Source organism: Nocardioides pantholopis (assembly GCF_003710085.1).
GTDB lineage: Bacteria > Actinomycetota > Actinomycetes > Propionibacteriales > Nocardioidaceae > Nocardioides > Nocardioides pantholopis.
Genome location: NZ_CP033324.1, coordinates 1,144,633 through 1,159,484, shown reverse-complemented (window position 1 = coordinate 1,159,484; position 14,852 = coordinate 1,144,633). Strand labels below are relative to the sequence as shown.

Here is a 14,852-nt window from a genome sequence, read left to right as displayed (position 1 = left end):
TCCCTTTCAGACGTGCTCAGAGGTGCGCCGAGGACGGGTCCTCGGCGACGGCGTACTGCAGCTCTTCGTCGAGCAGCTCGGGCTGGCCGACCAGCCCGGTGAGGGCCGACCACTCCCAGCGCTCGGTGCCGGCCGCGGAGCCGGACTCCGCGATCGCGGCGTAGACGCGCTCCATGGCGCGGGCGGCGGCCAGGAGCGCGGACACCGGGTGGATGACCGCCCGGACGCCGACCTCGGCCAGCTGGGCCGGAGTCGGGCCGGACTCGACCGGCCCCGCGGCCTCGGACCGGTTCCAGACCAGTGGCAGCCGGTGGCCGGCCGCGTCCAGGGCGGCGCGCACCTGCTCCAGGTCGGCCAGCGCGGCCCCCTCGGGGAAGACCGCGTCGGCGCCGACGTCGGCGAACGCCACGCAGCGCTCGACCACCGAGCCGAGACCCTCCACCGACAAGGCGTCGGTGCGGGCCACGACCACGAGCGCGGTGCCGGCGTCGACAGTGGCGCGGACCTTCTGCACCGCCTCGGCGCGCCCGATCACTGCCTTGCCGGCCAGGTGCCCGCACCGCTTCGGCGAGGCCTGGTCCTCCAGGTGGAGGCCGGCCGCGCCAGCGGCGGCGTAGCCGAGCGCGGTGTGGCGCGCCTGCAGGGCGTTGCCGTAGCCGGTGTCGGCGTCGGCCAGCACCGGTACGCCGTCCAGCGAGGCCGCGACCAGCGCCGCCCGCCGGGCGATGTCGGTGCCGTGCACGAAGCCCAGGTCGGGCACGCCCAGCTCGGAGATCGAGACCGCGGCCCCCGAGAGGTGCACGGCGCGGGCTCCGCTGCGCCGGGCGAGCCGGGCGCTGACCGCGTCGTGGACTCCCGGCAAGTGCACCAGGTCGTCAGCGGCCAGCAGGGCCCGCAGCCGGTCGGGAGCCCCGGCCGGGGCGGCCCGGAGCGGGCCGCTGGTCACCGGCGGTGGAGGGCGAAGCCGCCCTCGACCCCGACGACCCGGGCACCGGTGAAGATCCGGATGGTCTCGACCGTGCCCTCCTCGCCCATCCCGGACCAGCCCCACGCCGGGCGGGGCGTCATCAGGTGCAGGCTCATGATCGTGGAGCCGTTGACCTTCACCTCGCCCGCGCGGACCCGTCGGGCCACGGCCAGCGCGGCGTCGGTGTCGGCTCCGAGCACGTAGCCCTCGAGCCCGAACGGCGTCGCGTTGGCGAGCTCGATCGCCTCGTCCACGGAGGTGTAGGGGTGCACGGTCGCCAGCGGACCGAACATCTCCTCGGTGGCGGCCTGCGAGGGCACGCCGGTCACCAGCGTGGGTGCCAGGAAGTGGCCGGGGCCGTCGGGCAGCGTGGTGGCGCTGCGCGCGGTGCCGCCCGCGCCCTCGCGGATCGTGAGCTCCTCGCGCAGCCGCGCCAGGTGCCCCGAGTGCACGATCGGGCCGAGCTCGGTCGCCGGGTCGAGGGGGTCGCCGGCGCGCAGCTGCGCGAGGTGGCCGAGGGCGAGCTCGACGATCTCGTCGGCGAGCTCCGCCGGGACCACCAGGCGACCCAGGGCGCGGCACCACTGGCCGTTGAGGGTGGTGAGCAGGTCGACCGCCGCGCGCGCGGCGTCGGCGGGGTCGGCGTCCGGCATGACGACCAGCGGGTTGTTGCCGCCGAGCTCGAGCTGGAGCGCCGTGAAGTTCGCCGCGCAGGCCGCCGCGATCGCCCGGCCGCCGACGAGCCCGCCGGTGAACGTGACAGCACGGATGCGCTGGTCGGTGACCAGCGCGCCGCCCTGGTGGGCGCCGCCCTGGACGACCTGGAGCGTGCCGGCCGGGGCGCCGTGGGCGGTGAGCACCCGGTCGACGACCCGGGCGAGCTCGGTCGTGCCGTACGGCGCGTACTCGCTGGGCTTGAGGATCGTGGGGGCACCGGCCGCCAGCGAGCTGGCGATCTTGTGCGCCGCCATCGGAGCCGGGGCGTTCCACGGCACCAGCGCCAGGGCGGGGCCGAGCGGAAGACGGTGCACCTCGACCGGCTGGCCGTTCTCACCCTGGAGGGTCTCCAGGAGCACGCCGTTGCGCAGCATCTGCGCCGCGAGCCGGAAGGCGCCCGGCACGATCACGCCGACGATGCCGGTCTGGCTGACCGGGACCCCGGTCGCGAACGCCTCGAGGGCCGCCAGGCGCGGGAGCTCGGGCTCCAGGGCGTCGGCGACCGCGTCCAGGATCTCGGCGCGCCGCTCCACGGGGACGTCGGCCCAGGCGCCGCTGGTGTGGACGGCGTCGGCGGCGGCCGCAGCCGCCTCGACGTCCGCGTCGGTGCTGGCCACGGCGTTGCCGAGAGGCACGCCGAGGTAGGGGTCCTCGAGCACCATGTCGAGCCGGGCCCCGGGCACGCTCCAGGTGCCGGCGACCAGCTGCTCGACGGCGGGCAGGTCGATCCGCTCGCCCCGCACCGGCGCCTCGGAGGCGGCGGTCATGCCGTGCCTGCCGCTGCCGTCGCCGCGGGCGTGGTGCCGTTCGAGGCGGGCTTCCCGAGGTTGTCGGCGGTGGTGAGGCCCTGCCAACCCTCGTTCTCCACGACCATCTTGGCCAGGTCCAGCTTGCCGCGCTCGGACGGGAACGCCTGGACCAGGCCCATGGCGGTGTCGCGCATCGAGCGGCCGATGATGTTGTCCATCAGGGCGCCGGAGGTGCCGCACATCTTCAGCGCGAGGCTGGCCACGGTGAAGGCCCGCTCGCAGATGGCGCCCTTGGCGAGCTTCCAGCTCTGGACGACCTCGGGCTTGGGCAGGATCGGCGGGTCGCTGGCCTCGAGGTCGACCTGGCGGCGCAGCCACAGGTGCGCCTCGGCCAGGGTCTCCTCGGCCTCGCCGATGAGCACCTGGTGCATCGGGCTGGAGGCGATCGGCTTGCCGGTGTCGGCGAACGTGGCAGCCATCGTGCGGGCCAGGGCGTACTCCCACACGCCGCGGGCGATGCCGGCGTAGATCGCCGCGATCGCGACCTGGTTGCCGACCCACGAGCCGCGCGACATCTGGGTGGCGCGGGTGAAGCCGCCGGGGACCGTCAGCGCGAGGTCGTCGGGGACGAAGCACTGCTCCATGACCAGGCCGTCGTTCGCCGAGGCGCGCATGCCGAGGCCGTTCCACTTCGTGCGCGGGCGGGCGGCCTCCGAGCGGCGGTCCACCAGGAACAGGCTCAGCCCGTCCACACCCTCCACGTCGTCGCGCTTGGCGGTGACGAGGTAGTAGTCGGCAGTGCCGGAGAGGCAGCCGAAGGACTTCTCGCCGTCCAGCAGCCAGCCGCCCTCGGTGCGGGTGGCGCTGGTGCGGATCAGCACGTTCGCGTTGCTGGCCTTGACCGCCTCGCTGGCGAAGTTCGCCAGCAGCTTGCGGTCGCGCCCCATGAAGAAGAGGACCTTCTCGGCGAAGGCCCGGATCTGCGGGGCCTCCTCCTCGGTGTAGAGGCCCGCCTCGAGCGCCGCCAGCGGCAGCATCCCGCGCGAGGACGCCGAGCAGTGGAAGAAGAACGCGAGGGCGGTCGAGCCGCACACGGTGCCCAGCGCGTACGTCGTCGCGGCGAGGTCGCGCAGGCCGCCGCCGAGGCCGCCGTACTCCTCGGGGACGACGAGACCGAGGAGGCCGGACTCGGCCAGGATCTCGACGTGGCCGGGCGGGAACTCGCCGAGCTCGTCGGCCTCGGCGGCGGCGGCGGCGATCGCCGGGAGCACCGCCTCGACCCGCTCGGCGCGCCGGCGCTCGGCCTCGCTCATGTCGGGGAGAAGCTTCTCGGCGGTCAGCTGTGCCGTCATCCTGCGGCTCCTACGTTCTCGGGGGTGCCCGATTCGGGCTCGGTGGTGGTGTGGTCCGGAGCAGAGCCGTCGCGGTCCGGCACCGACGCCGGCCCGACCCGTCCGGGTGCGGTCTCGCCGCGCAGCTGCTGGGCCAGGACCGTGAGGGCGTGGGTGTCGGCCGGGGTGGTGACGTCGAGGGTCTCCAGGAGCCGGATCAGGTCCTCGGTCGCGACCGCCTGGTCGAGGCCGGCCAGGGTGCTGTCGAAGTGGGTCACGCCGCTCTTGAGCGCGGTCAGCGCCTTGACCAGGCCGAGCCGGTCACGGTCGTGCAGGCGCACGCGCAGCGCGACCGGACGGGCCAGGGCGACGGTCTCCTGGAGCACCGCGCGCACCTGGAGCGGGGTGGCCCGGCCGCCCTCGTCGGGCAGGCAGATCTCCAGCACGCCGCGGGCGCGCAGCTCGGCGACCAGCGCGAGCACCGCGTCGGTGCGGCCGGGGCCGAACGGGTTGACCAGGTGCACGGCGCAGCGGTCCTCGATGCCGTCCACCGTGGCGAGTGCCTGGTTGACGCTGTGCTCGTCGGCCGGGTCGGCGACGATCTCAACCACGCCGACGCCGAGCTCGAGGACCCGGTGGGCCTGGACGCGGTCGGCGACCAGGCCGCTGGTCGCGGCGAGCTCCACGCCCTCGGGGACTGTGGCGAGCTCGCGGTCGACGTCGGTCGCGGCAACGAGGTCGAGCACCCGGGCCCGGACCCCGGCGCGCCCGACGGCACCGACGGTCGCGGCCAGGCCGGACCGGTCGCCGCACTGGTCGCGCAGCACGCTGACCAGCCCGGTGTCGGCGAGCGTCGCCACCTCGGGGAGCACGTCGGCGAACTGGCCCCAGCCGCGGGAGTGGAACAGCAGCGGCGCGGACCGGCGGGCGGCGCGGGCCGCGACGACCTCACCGACGAAGATCGTGTGGTCGCCGCCGTCGTACGCGTGGACGACGCGGCAGTCGAGCCAGCCCAGGGCGGAGTCCAGCAGCTTCACCCCGGTCTCGGCGGTCGACCAGGTCTCCCCCGCGAAGCGGTCCGGGCAGTCCTTGACCATCCCGGCGAACCGGCGGCCGACCTCGATCTGGTCCTTGGCCAGCACGTTGATGCCGAAGACCAGGCTGTCGGAGACCAGCTGGTGGGTGTAGAGCCTGCGGTCCAGGCAGATCGAGACCAACGGCGGCTCGAGGCTCACGCTGGAGAACGAGCTCGCGGTCATTCCGTGGGCGGAACCGTCGGCAGCCAACGTCGTCACCACCGTGACACCGCTCGGCCATTGGGCCATCACACCCCGGAACACGTCGGGCTGGACCATGCGCTCACCTCCTCAGTCGTGTCAGAATATACAATATCTTTTCACCGGGCGCACCGGTCCGGCGGCACAAACCCGCCGAGCCGTCCGGACGGGCGACCGGGCGCGCCGGGGACGCGGCAGGGAACCTGGCCGTCTCGATATATGATCGCGAGGTGTACTTCTCCCTCTCGATCACCCAGGAGCCGTCATGAGCAGAGCGGGCGCCTCGACATCGGTCCGTCCGATCGCCCACCAGTCGCTCGTCGACCGGGTCACCGACGAGCTCCACCGGGCGATCCTCAACGGCGACATCGCGCCCGGGTCCGCGGTCTCGATCGTGGACCTGTGCGAGCAGTTCGCGGTGAGCCACATCCCCGTCCGCGAGGCCCTGCGCCGCCTGGAGAGCGAGGGCGTCATCAGCCTGCGCCCCGGCCGCTCCGCGCTGGTCGCCTCGCTCAGCGCCGAGGACCTCACGAACATCTACGAGCTGCGCAAGCTCATCGAGGGCGAGATGACGCTGCGCGCCACGGCCACGATGACCGAGGAGCGCCTCGCCGACGCCGAGCGCGCGCTGGCCGAGTACGTCGACATCGTCCGGGAGCCCGCCGCCCTGGCCGCGAAGCACCACGCGTTCCACGCGGCGATGCTGGCCGACGTGCTCGGCACCGCCGACCGGCGCGTGCTCGAGCTGCTGTGGAAGTCCTCCGACCGGTACCTCCACCTGCTGATGGACAACATCGACCGGGAGCCGGAGACCCAGCAGATCCGCATCGAGGAGCACCGCAAGCTCCTCGACCTGGCCGCCGCGCGCGACGCCGAGGGCCTCAAGGCCGCCTGGATCGCCCACCTGGACAGCAGCCAGCAGGCGATGCTGACCGCGCTCGCCAACCGCGAGGGCTCCGGCGCCGCCTAAGGACGCCGTACGGCCTGACGGGCGCCCGGGCGCCCCGGCGGCCGGACCGCCTGTCAGACCGGCGCGACCGCGGGCGTGACCAGCGGCGCCGCGAGCGCCCACGGGCGCCCGTCGACCAGGTCGGTGCCCTTGCTGACGAAGCGGTTGGTCGCGCACTCCGGACGCAGCACCACCCGGGTCAGCGACTCGGTGGCGACGACAAGCTCGGGGCGGCTGATGACGCCGGCGAACTCGCCCTCCCAGCCGTCGCCCCACAGCGTGAAGTCCGGGGAGAGCGGCACCGCTCCCCCGGTGAGCCCGGACGCGGTGCGCCGGGCGCCGGCGACCAGGTTGACCCGGTTCTCGGCAGCCCGCTCCAGCAGCAGCAGGTCGAGGTCGTGGGGGGCGGCGACCGTGAACGGGACCGCCACGACGTCCGCGTCCTGCAGCGCCGCGAGCCGGAAGGCCTCGGGGTAGAGCGCGTCGTCGCCGACCAGCACGGCCAGCCGGCCGAACGGCGCGTCGAGCACCGCTACCGCGTCGCCGAGGTCGGTGTGCCAGGCGGCGTGCCGGGCGCTGCGGTGCAGCTGCGGCTGCTCGAGCATCACGCCGTCGGCGCCGACGACCACGCCGAGGTGGCGCCCGCCGTCGACGACGCTCGTCACGACGAGCGTCGGGGAGCCGGCGAGCAGCGCGGTGAGCGCCTCGATCGAGAGCTCGGGTGCCGGGGCCGCGTCGGCGGTCCCGCCGTCGTGGGCAGCGAGCTCGGGGAGCACGACCAGGTCGGGCCGCTCAGCCACCGCTGCGGCCAGAAGGGCGGCGACGTCCTCACCCTCGGCGGGCGCGACGACCACCGCCTGCGCGCGGGCCGCGCCGGCGGGTGCCACCCGGCCCCGCGGCGCCGCGGCGATCGGGCCGTAGATCTCGGGACGGCGGGCCGCCATCACGTCGGTGCCGTCGGGGCGACGCTTGTCGTCGGCGGCCGCCAGGTCGATGTCGGCGAGGACCACTGCCTCGCCGGTCAGCGGGCCCTTCGCGACGACTGTGCCGTCCGGCGCGACGACCTGGGCCTCGCCCGCGCCGTGCAGGCGCTCCACCGGGACCCCGACCCGCTCCGCGACCGCGGCGATGCTGTGGCCGGGCACCAGCGGACCCACCTTGTTGCCGGCCACCACCCACACCTTGTTCTCGACCGCGCGCACCGGGACGTGCAGGGTCGCCTCGTCCAGGGCGAAGGAGTTCACGCTGTTGAGCAGCAGCTGGGCGCCCTCGACGGCCAGCATCCGCGGCGTCTCGTTGATGACCCCGTCCATGCAGGAGTAGAGGCCCACCCGGCCGACCGGGGTGTCCACGACGGTGGAGCGCTCGACGGCGGAGTCGATGTGGTCGCGCTCGCTGCCCATCAGCACCTGCTTGTCACTGACGGCCAGCACCGTGCCGTCCGGGCCGAGCAGGATGTTGCTGCCGCTCACCCGGCCGTCCTCGCGCAGCAGCGTGCAGTTGGCCATCAGGTGGATCCGGTGCCGAGCAGCGCGCTCGGCGAGTGCTGCCACGAACTCGCCGTCCAGCGTCACGGCCTTCTCGCGGGCGTGCTCGCGTCCGGCGTACCAGGAGACGTGGTTGCAGAACTCCGGAAGCACCACGACCTCGGCGCCCCCCGCGGCGGCCTGGTCGACCATGCGCAGGCAGGTCGCGAGGTTCTCGGCGACGTCCTCGGTGACGGCGAACTGGAGCGCGGCGACCCGGACCTGCGGCACGATTCCTCCTGAATATATCTTGTACGATGTACGTCACAGCCTGACACATCCGGTCCCGCGGCAGGAGCACATCTCATGACCGACACCTACGACGTCGCCCCTCCGGAGCCGCCCCCGTCGGCGTCGACGGTGGAGATGACAGTCTTTCCGAAGCGCCCGGCGCAGGCGGTCGATCTCTCCAAGCCCGCGCCGCTGGGCTGGTGGCCGGCGATCGTGGTGGCCCTGGTGGCCTTCATCGACCGGGTCGAGATCAACCTGATCTCCGGCGCGCTGCCGGCCATCCAGGACCACTTCGGCTTCAGCGACACGGTGGGCGGCGCGATCCCGACCGCTGCCAGCATCGCCGCCGCGCTGCTGCTCCTGCCGGCCGGCCGGCTGGCCGACCGGGCACCCCGCGTCGTGACGATCGCTGTCGTCGTCCTGGTGTGGTCGATCTGCTCGGTGCTCAGCGGCATCGCCACCACCTTCGTGATGTTCTTCGCCGTCCGCGTCCTCATCGGCGCCGCCGGCCAGCTCTACAACCCGCCGGCCTCCAGCCTGCTCGCCGACTACTACCCCGCCCGCAGCCGCGGCAAGGCGTACGGCTTCGAGCGGGCCGGCTACTACATGGGCCTGCCGACCGGCGTCATCCTCGGCGGCGCCATCGCCGAGGCGCTGGACTGGCGCGCGGTCTTCTTCATCGCCGCGATCCCCGGCCTGCTCGTCGCCGTCCTGGTGCTGACTGTCAAGGAGCCGATGCGCGGCCTCGGGGACCAGATGGACCGCCTGCGCACCGGGTCGGTCGACCCCGAGGGCGGGCACGTCGCCCTGACCGACACCGCCTCGCTGCTCGCCTCCGCGCGCGAGCTGCTCAAGGTCAAGACCCTCAAGGGCATCATCCTCGGCCAGGCGCTGCTCTCCCTCGGGGTGGCCGGGCTGTTCTACTGGCTGCCCACGTTCCTGGAGCGCACCGAGGACCTCGGCTACGACGCCGCGTCCGGCCTCGCCGGCGGCGTCGGCGGCACCGGCATCGTGATCGGCATCATCCTCGGCAGCCGGATGGGCGACCGCCACCACGGCGTCCGCCCCGGCTGGCGGATCAAGGTCGCCACCTGGTTCCTGCTCGTCGGCGCCGTCGGCCTCACCGGTGCCGTCCTCGTGCCCGGACTGCCGGTCCGGGTGACGCTGATCGCTGTCGCGTGCGCCGGCTTCGCGGCCGCCATCCCGAACCTCACCGCCGCCTCGGCCGACGTCGTCCCGGCGCACCGGCGCGGCATGGGCTTCGCGCTGCTGACGTTCCTGGTCACGCTCGGCGGCGCCCTCGGCCCGTTCCTGATCGGGCTGACCTCGGACATCGTCGGCGCCACCAGCTACGACGGCGAGCCGCTCGCCCTGGCCATGCTGGTGCTGGTCCCGGCCATGTTCGCAGCGGTGCTGGCGCTGCTGTGGATCCGCGACACCTTCGAGGACGACGCCGCCCGGGCGCAGGTCGGTCCGGCGGGCGCCGGCGAGGTCGAGTAGCCGGCCCGGGGGCTGCGGCGTGGCGACTGGCGCCGATCGCCGGAACCCGGTCGGCGGACGTGCGAGAGTTTCCCCCGTGGCTGAATCCGCAGGTCCCTCGAGGAAGTCCCAGACCGTCCCCCAGGGGGCACCGAGCTCGCCGAGCGCGGCATTGGTCCCCGGGGTGGTGCTGGTGTTCGCCGGCCTGTGGATGGTCACCGACAACGGCCCGCTGGCGCTCGGATGGGCGTCCTTCGCCGTCGGTGCCGCCTTCCTGCTGGTCGGCGCCGTGGCCCAGGGCGTCGCCTGGGGCATGGACCTGCACCGACGGGGCGGGCTTTGAGCACCCGCCCGAGTCCAGCCAGGGCATGACAGGCGCGCTGGCGCCGGTCCTTCGCGGTGAACGCGTGACGCTGCGCCCTTGGGAGGACGGCGATCTGAACGTCGTGCTGTCGCTCGCCTCGGACCCCCTGATCCCACTGGTCAGTGAGGTTCCGAACCAGCTCGGCCCGGCCAGCGCGCGTGCCTTCATCGCCAGCCAGCGCGGCCGCTGCGAAGCAGGAACCGGGTGGGCTTGGGCGATCACGGTCGGGGGCGGACCTGCTCTCGGGTATGTCGGAGCACTGTGGACCGCTCAGTCGGCCGGGCGCGCCTCCATCGGCTACTGGGCTCATCGCGACAGTCGCCGAAGCGGCGTCACCTCCGAGGCGGTGACCGCTGCAGCCACCTGGCTGCTCAGCGCGGGCAACGTGGCCCGGCTCGAGGCATACATCGAGCCAGGGAACGTCGGCTCGATCCGCGTTGCCGAGCGAGCCGGGTTCGAACGGGAGGGGCTGATGCGGTCCTTCGCGCCAGTGAACGGCGTACGGCGGGATGCGTGTCTGTATGCGCGTCTCCCGGGCGCGCAGGGCCAGCGCCCTGCGCTGCGCGGGCGTGAACAGCCGGGTCGTGTGGCCGAGGTCGAGCGGCACCGACCGGGCGCCGGCGAGTAGCCGGCCGGGGCCGGTCGGGGCTCATTCCTCGGGCAGGGCGGCGAAGGCATGCTTCATGTCGCGGTACCACCCCAGCGACTTCTTGGGGTGGCGCCAGCGGCCCTTCATGGCGTCGCGGGCCTCCTGGTGGGTCGCGTCACCGGCCCGCTCCGCCTCCTTGAGGTGGCGGTCCTGGGCGTTGATGACGTCGTCGGCGGTCTCGCCGCGGTGCTCGAGGTCGCAGGGGCCGCCCAGGGCCCGACAGGTCATGGTCTTCATGGTGGTCTCCTCGTGTGGTGGTGGGTCACTTCCTTGACGATCGGGGCGGGCCGGATGTGACCGGCTCAGCCGCGCCGCGCGGCACCGGCGCGGCGTACGACCTGGGAGAGCACGTCGGGGGCGGCCCGGAAGGTGATCGACCGGACGAGGCCGCCCTCGACGGTGAAGTCGAAGACGACCTTGGCGGCGCCGAGGTGGAACCAGGCCGCGCCCGGCCGGTCGCCGACGAAGACCGGGAGGGCCGACTGGGCACTGCCGTCGAAGAACGCCGCCACCTCGCCGCGGCCCGCGATCCGCTCGGGGGTCCCGGCCCGCAGCGCCGCCTCGTCGGCGCTCACCAGGGCGTCGGGAGCGAGCAACCGCAGCAGCCGGTCGAGGTCGCCGGTCCGCGCGGCAGCCAGGAAGGCGTCGACGACCTCCCAGTCGGCCAGCGGGTCCTCGGGCGCGGGCTGGGCGACCTTCGCCCGGGCCCGTGAGGCGAGCTTGCGCGCGGCCGCCGGGGTGGTGTCCAGCACCGCCGCGATCGTCGCGAACTCGAACGCGAAGCTGTCGTGGAGCACGAAGGCGACCCGCTCTCGCGGGGAGAGCCGGTCCAGCACGACGTGGAGGGCAAGGCCGACGGTGTCGGCCAGGGCCGCGTCCTCGGCCGGGTCACCCGCGGCCTGCCCCGCCTCGAGGTGGTCGGCGGCCTCGACGGGCTCCGGGGTGCGCGAGCGCAGCCGGTCCAGGCACAGGCGCGTGGTCACGGTCGTGAGCCAGGCCGGCAGGTTCTCGATCTCGGCCTGCGTCCCGTGCAGCCGCAGCCAGGCCTGCTGCACGATGTCCTCGGCCTCCGCATGGTCCCCCAGCACCCGGCTCGCTATCCCCACCAGCCGGGGTCGCTCGGCCTCGAACAGGTCCGTCTGGTCCACGTGTCCCACCCTTCCACCTGTGCCGGTCACCCGTCCGACGCACTGGCCGAGCCGGGTGTGACCAGGCTCGGCGGCGGGACCGCCGTCGGACAGGTAGAGGCGCCGGCGATCGCTCAGCCAGCCCGGCGGGCCTCCATCGGCTGCTGCACCCACAGGGACCACAGCCGAAGCCGAGCGACGCCGGAGGCGGTGATCCTCGGCGTCGACGATGCTGGGTTCATCGGCTGACGAGACGGGAGGGTGGTGGAGCAGTCATCTCAGATCTGCAGCAGTGCGTGCGTCCAAGTTGGGGGTCCTCACCCGGCGTGATGCAAGTGCGGGATGGGTCAGCGCGGCCGCCTCATGGGGAACCGCGCAGGTCGGCTCCCGCGGGTTGCCAGAGCTGGATCCCGTTGCCCTCCGGATCGCGAAGCCCGGCGAACCGACCGTTTGGGTACTCCTCAGTGTCGACATCCACCTCGATTCCCGCCTCACGCAGTTGGCGCACCATGGCGTCGAGGTCGACGACCCGAAAGTTGATCGACCAGGAGTTCGCTGCGGCGCCGAAGTGCTCTGAGTCGGCGGGCATGGCGGCAAACACGGTCGGTCCTGGCTGTTGCCACCAAGGCGAGGTCTCATACGACAGCGGCGGCGGGTCGACGCCCAGATGCTCGGCATACCAAGCCGTGAGCTTGCTGGGATCCTCTGCTCTGAAGAACACCCCGCCGATGCCGGTGACCCGCTCCATGAGGCTCCTTCGCTGCACGCTGGTGACGCATCATGTGCCCCGACGATCGCGTTGCAATCGAATTCTGTCTACCCGGCGAACAACCCGCGCCGCCGTTGCTCTTCGTCGGCAAGGGCCAGCATCCGCCGCCTGAGGGCCATCTCACCCACGTATCCCGCCATCCGGATCTCGGCAGGGGTGAGCGCATCGCGATAGATCCGTACGGCCGCCCGCACGGCGCCAGATCCGGGCGGTCACGTCCGGGCTGGATCCCCTGCACGCGCTTCGGTGTCGTTGCGAAGCAGATCCTGGTTCATGCGGAGCGCGTCGCTCATCCCGTAACGCACGGCCAGACGGATGACCCAGAACAACGCCCAGGTCGACATCAGCGCGAGGACCACGAAGTAGATGATCGTGGCGACTGACTCGGGCTGCATGGGCCCAAGGTACGTGCGTGGTGACCGGCGCGGCACGTTTGTCGAACTTCGACCTGTACGCGGAACGCCGTCCTTCTTGCGCCCGCCAGATACGGCGGACCGCGCGAGGAGCACGCCGGGACGCCTACCCGTTTGCGCGCGCATTGCTCAGCAATTCGCAATTACGGCTTAGCTGCGGCGAGCGAACCGAATATCGCCGTTCGGCAGGCGGTCGTGGAGATAGCGGTCGTCGTGGACCAGATGGTGGTGCCGGGAGCAGAGCAGGACCCCGTTCGCGAGGTCGGTCCGCCCGCCGAGGAGCCAGGGCTGCAGATGATGTGCCTCGCACCAGGTCGCGGGGATCGAGCATCCGTCGGCGCGACATTCCCGGTCCCGCAGGGCCAGCGCCTTGCGCTGCGCCGGGGTGAACAGCCGGGCCGTGTGGCCCAGGTCGAGCGGCACCGACCGGGTCCCCAGGACGGCCGGGACGAGGTTCGCCGTGCACGCCATCCGACGCGCCTCGCCGGCCGTGATCCGGGACCCGTCCGCGAGCGTGGCGGTCCCCAGGCCGGTGGTCAGCGCCTCGAGGTCCATCGTGATCATCATCGTCGTGGCGTCGCCGCCGTGCAGCGGCAGCCGGGCCGGGTCCAGGGCCTCGAGCAGTGAGCAGAACGCCTCCCCCATGCGCCGCTCGTACGGGACGGTCTCCCCGTCCCTCGCACAGCGCCCGTCTGCCCGGCGCGGGCTCGTGAACGCCTCCAGCGAGGTCTTGAGGCGCAGCGCGACGGCCTCCGGCAGCCGCGCCCTGATCAGCGCGGTCCCGTCGCCGAGGTGCTGGATGCGCAGCGACGTACGCCGACGGGCGCGGCGCTCGGCGTCGGCGAGCTGGTCCGCCTCCACCTGCTCGGCCAGCTCCGGCGCGACCACCTCCAGGATCCGCTCCCCGAGGCGCCGCAGCTCACGCGGCCCGAAGTGCGCCGCCTGCTCGACCAGGTGCGCCTCCGCCAAGGCCAGGACGTGTCCCCACTCCTCGGCGCCGATCTCCACCAGCGCGGCAGCCGAGGCCAGGTCGTCGAGCGCGCCCGCGATCACGTGGCCCTGGTCCACGTTCACCTGCCCGGCGAGCAGCGCTCCGCCGAGACGCTGCCAGCGGCGGTCGCACGCGACCCCGAGCCGCTGAGCCCGCCGGGCCGCCACTCCCGAGGCGTGGGTCCGGTGTGCCAGCCACCCCGCCACGTCGCGGTGCCCCTCGGCATCGGCGACGTCCTCGGCACAGGCGATCAGCTTCGCCTGCAGAGCCTCGACGCGCGAGGACAACCGCGCCAGCGCCATCAGCGCCTCACGCTTCTCCGTCACCGGCAGGAAGACCGGCTCCAGGTCCACGAGCTTGTCCAGGACGTCCTCGATCGACGCGGCGCCCGCCAGCAACGGGTGAACCATCTCCGCCATCGCAGCCCCCGGAAGTCCCCTGCGGCAACCTCTGCCACTGCCGCAATCGTGCATCTGTTCGATTCCGAGGAATAGGGCCGCGTTGGGATATTTAGGATCTGTGGATAACTTGCTCGGCGTAGAAACACGTGGCATTCGACGTTCTTCATTGGCTACGAGAGCCGCCGTTCACCGGGCGACCCAGGCCCCGCCGGCTCGCCACTCCCGGCGGATGAACCACTGATTCCCCGGACCGTCGCCCGAGAGGGCAGGCTGGGCAGGTGACCAACCCGACCGAGCCCGCGCGCACCCTCGTCCCCGTGCCCGCCGCCGAGCGTCCGCGCCGCGTACGCCGGACCGCGCGGGTCCTCGTCGTCGACGACCGGGACCGGCTGCTGCTCTTCGGCGACACCGACCCCGGGCTGCCCGGGTCGCGGTGGTGGATCACCCCCGGCGGCGGCGTGGATCCCGGCGAGAGTGACCTGGCGGCCGCCGTACGCGAGCTCGAGGAGGAGACCGGCCTCGCCGTCGCGCCGTCCCAGATGGTCGGCCCCGTCCTCGTTCGGCGGGTCGTGCACGGCTACACCGACGTCGTCCTGGACCAGGAGGACGTCTTCTACGCAGTCTGGGTGCCGGCCTTCGAGGTCTCCGACGCCGGTCACACGCCCGAGGAGCGGATCACGATGACCGAGCACCGCTGGTGGAGCAGGGACGAGATCGCCGGCACCGGCGCGGAGATCTGGCCCGCGGCCGTCCTCGACCTCTGGGCCGAGGCCGAGGTACGCCGTGCATCCGCCGCCGCCGGCGACCCGGCACCGCCGCCTCTGGACGGCGGACAGGTCGAGGAGTCGACAGTTCCGGCCTGAGCCGGGTGGTCCGGTCAGCGGTGAGCTGGCCACCCTTCGGCGCACCCGA

The 14,852-nt window shown here is 73.2% G+C and carries 15 protein-coding genes; 5 read left to right on the top strand and 10 right to left on the bottom strand.

Features of this window, described 5'->3' with window-relative positions; translation table 11 throughout:
• Nucleotides 1-16: 16 nt before the first annotated feature.
• The 4 genes from EBO35_RS05510 to EBO35_RS05495 are packed head-to-tail and all read right to left on the bottom strand — an operon-like array spanning nt 17 to nt 5,089.
• Entirely contained in the window at nt 17-946 is a 930-nt protein-coding gene (locus tag EBO35_RS05510; protein WP_206422685.1) for an isocitrate lyase/PEP mutase family protein, read from the bottom strand.
• A complete protein-coding gene (locus tag EBO35_RS05505; RefSeq protein ID WP_206422684.1) occupies nt 943-2,451 on the bottom strand; it encodes an aldehyde dehydrogenase family protein in 1,509 nt (502 codons plus the stop codon). The genes EBO35_RS05510 and EBO35_RS05505 overlap by 4 nt, the downstream gene beginning before the upstream one ends.
• Entirely contained in the window at nt 2,448-3,785 is a 1,338-nt protein-coding gene (locus EBO35_RS05500) for an acyl-CoA dehydrogenase family protein (RefSeq protein ID WP_122816831.1), read from the bottom strand. Before EBO35_RS05500 ends, EBO35_RS05505 begins: the two co-directional genes overlap by 4 nt.
• Nucleotides 3,782-5,089 (bottom strand): flavin reductase, encoded by a 1,308-nt coding sequence (locus EBO35_RS05495; RefSeq protein WP_241153963.1) that lies wholly within the window; start codon nt 5,087-5,089, stop codon nt 3,782-3,784. The genes EBO35_RS05500 and EBO35_RS05495 overlap by 4 nt, the downstream gene beginning before the upstream one ends.
• Nucleotides 5,090-5,306: 217 nt before the next feature.
• On the opposite strand from EBO35_RS05495, the gene EBO35_RS05490 reads away from it, so the two are divergent.
• Nucleotides 5,307-6,011: a GntR family transcriptional regulator gene (locus tag EBO35_RS05490; protein ID WP_122816829.1), complete on the top strand. Its 705-nt coding sequence runs from the start codon at nt 5,307-5,309 to the stop codon at nt 6,009-6,011.
• 53 nt (nt 6,012-6,064) lie between these two features.
• On the opposite strand, the gene EBO35_RS05485 is transcribed toward EBO35_RS05490, so the two are convergent.
• Nucleotides 6,065-7,747 carry a carbon-nitrogen hydrolase family protein gene (locus EBO35_RS05485; protein WP_206422682.1) on the bottom strand — a complete coding sequence of 561 codons (1,683 nt, stop codon included), beginning with the start codon at nt 7,745-7,747 and terminating at the stop codon, nt 6,065-6,067.
• Between the two features lie 75 nt (nt 7,748-7,822).
• Here EBO35_RS05485 and EBO35_RS05480 point away from each other — a divergent pair, with 75 nt between their 5' ends.
• The 3 genes from EBO35_RS05480 (at nt 7,823) to EBO35_RS05475 (ending at nt 10,218) form a co-directional block, all read left to right on the top strand.
• Nucleotides 7,823-9,247: an MFS transporter gene (locus EBO35_RS05480; protein ID WP_122816827.1), complete on the top strand. Its 1,425-nt coding sequence runs from the start codon at nt 7,823-7,825 to the stop codon at nt 9,245-9,247.
• A 76-nt stretch (nt 9,248-9,323) separates the two neighbouring features.
• Nucleotides 9,324-9,569, top strand: coding sequence for a hypothetical protein (locus EBO35_RS19365; protein ID WP_164477825.1), 246 nt, complete (start codon nt 9,324-9,326; stop codon nt 9,567-9,569).
• 25 nt (nt 9,570-9,594) lie between these two features.
• Entirely contained in the window at nt 9,595-10,218 is a 624-nt protein-coding gene (locus tag EBO35_RS05475) for a GNAT family N-acetyltransferase (protein ID WP_122816826.1), read from the top strand.
• Between the two features lie 21 nt (nt 10,219-10,239).
• On the opposite strand, the gene EBO35_RS05470 is transcribed toward EBO35_RS05475, so the two are convergent.
• From EBO35_RS05470 to EBO35_RS05450, 5 genes are all read right to left on the bottom strand, one after another.
• Nucleotides 10,240-10,476 (bottom strand): DUF1059 domain-containing protein, encoded by a 237-nt coding sequence (locus EBO35_RS05470; protein WP_122816825.1) that lies wholly within the window; start codon nt 10,474-10,476, stop codon nt 10,240-10,242.
• 65 nt (nt 10,477-10,541) lie between these two features.
• Nucleotides 10,542-11,387, bottom strand: coding sequence for a sigma-70 family RNA polymerase sigma factor (locus EBO35_RS05465; protein ID WP_122816824.1), 846 nt, complete (start codon nt 11,385-11,387; stop codon nt 10,542-10,544).
• Between the two features lie 340 nt (nt 11,388-11,727).
• Entirely contained in the window at nt 11,728-12,114 is a 387-nt protein-coding gene (locus EBO35_RS05460) for a VOC family protein (protein ID WP_122816823.1), read from the bottom strand.
• A gap of 233 nt (nt 12,115-12,347) precedes the next feature.
• Nucleotides 12,348-12,530, bottom strand: coding sequence for a hypothetical protein (locus EBO35_RS05455; RefSeq protein ID WP_122816822.1), 183 nt, complete (start codon nt 12,528-12,530; stop codon nt 12,348-12,350).
• A 168-nt stretch (nt 12,531-12,698) separates the two neighbouring features.
• Complete coding sequence (locus tag EBO35_RS05450; protein ID WP_164477824.1) at nt 12,699-13,949, bottom strand: HNH endonuclease signature motif containing protein; 1,251 nt, start codon at nt 13,947-13,949, stop codon at nt 12,699-12,701.
• 269 nt (nt 13,950-14,218) lie between these two features.
• Between EBO35_RS05450 and EBO35_RS05445 the strand changes: the two genes are divergently transcribed.
• Nucleotides 14,219-14,803: an NUDIX hydrolase gene (locus EBO35_RS05445; protein WP_122816820.1), complete on the top strand. Its 585-nt coding sequence runs from the start codon at nt 14,219-14,221 to the stop codon at nt 14,801-14,803.
• Nucleotides 14,804-14,852 lie beyond the last annotated feature (49 nt).

What these genes read in the sequence shown, in the direction of transcription:
- EBO35_RS05505 (WP_206422684.1), bottom strand. Translation starts at nt 2,451, where the DNA reads ATGACCGCCGCCTCCGAGGCGCCGGTGCGGGGCGAGCGGATCGACCTG.
- EBO35_RS05500 (WP_122816831.1), bottom strand. Translation starts at nt 3,785, where the DNA reads ATGACGGCACAGCTGACCGCCGAGAAGCTTCTCCCCGACATGAGCGAG.
- EBO35_RS05495 (WP_241153963.1), bottom strand. Translation starts at nt 5,089, where the DNA reads ATGGCCCAATGGCCGAGCGGTGTCACGGTGGTGACGACGTTGGCTGCC.
- EBO35_RS05490 (WP_122816829.1), top strand. Translation starts at nt 5,307, where the DNA reads ATGAGCAGAGCGGGCGCCTCGACATCGGTCCGTCCGATCGCCCACCAG.
- EBO35_RS05480 (WP_122816827.1), top strand. Translation starts at nt 7,823, where the DNA reads ATGACCGACACCTACGACGTCGCCCCTCCGGAGCCGCCCCCGTCGGCG.
- EBO35_RS05475 (WP_122816826.1), top strand. Translation starts at nt 9,595, where the DNA reads ATGACAGGCGCGCTGGCGCCGGTCCTTCGCGGTGAACGCGTGACGCTG.
- EBO35_RS05470 (WP_122816825.1), bottom strand. Translation starts at nt 10,476, where the DNA reads ATGAAGACCATGACCTGTCGGGCCCTGGGCGGCCCCTGCGACCTCGAG.
- EBO35_RS05460 (WP_122816823.1), bottom strand. Translation starts at nt 12,114, where the DNA reads ATGGAGCGGGTCACCGGCATCGGCGGGGTGTTCTTCAGAGCAGAGGAT.
- EBO35_RS05455 (WP_122816822.1), bottom strand. Translation starts at nt 12,530, where the DNA reads ATGCAGCCCGAGTCAGTCGCCACGATCATCTACTTCGTGGTCCTCGCG.
- EBO35_RS05450 (WP_164477824.1), bottom strand. Translation starts at nt 13,949, where the DNA reads ATGGTTCACCCGTTGCTGGCGGGCGCCGCGTCGATCGAGGACGTCCTG.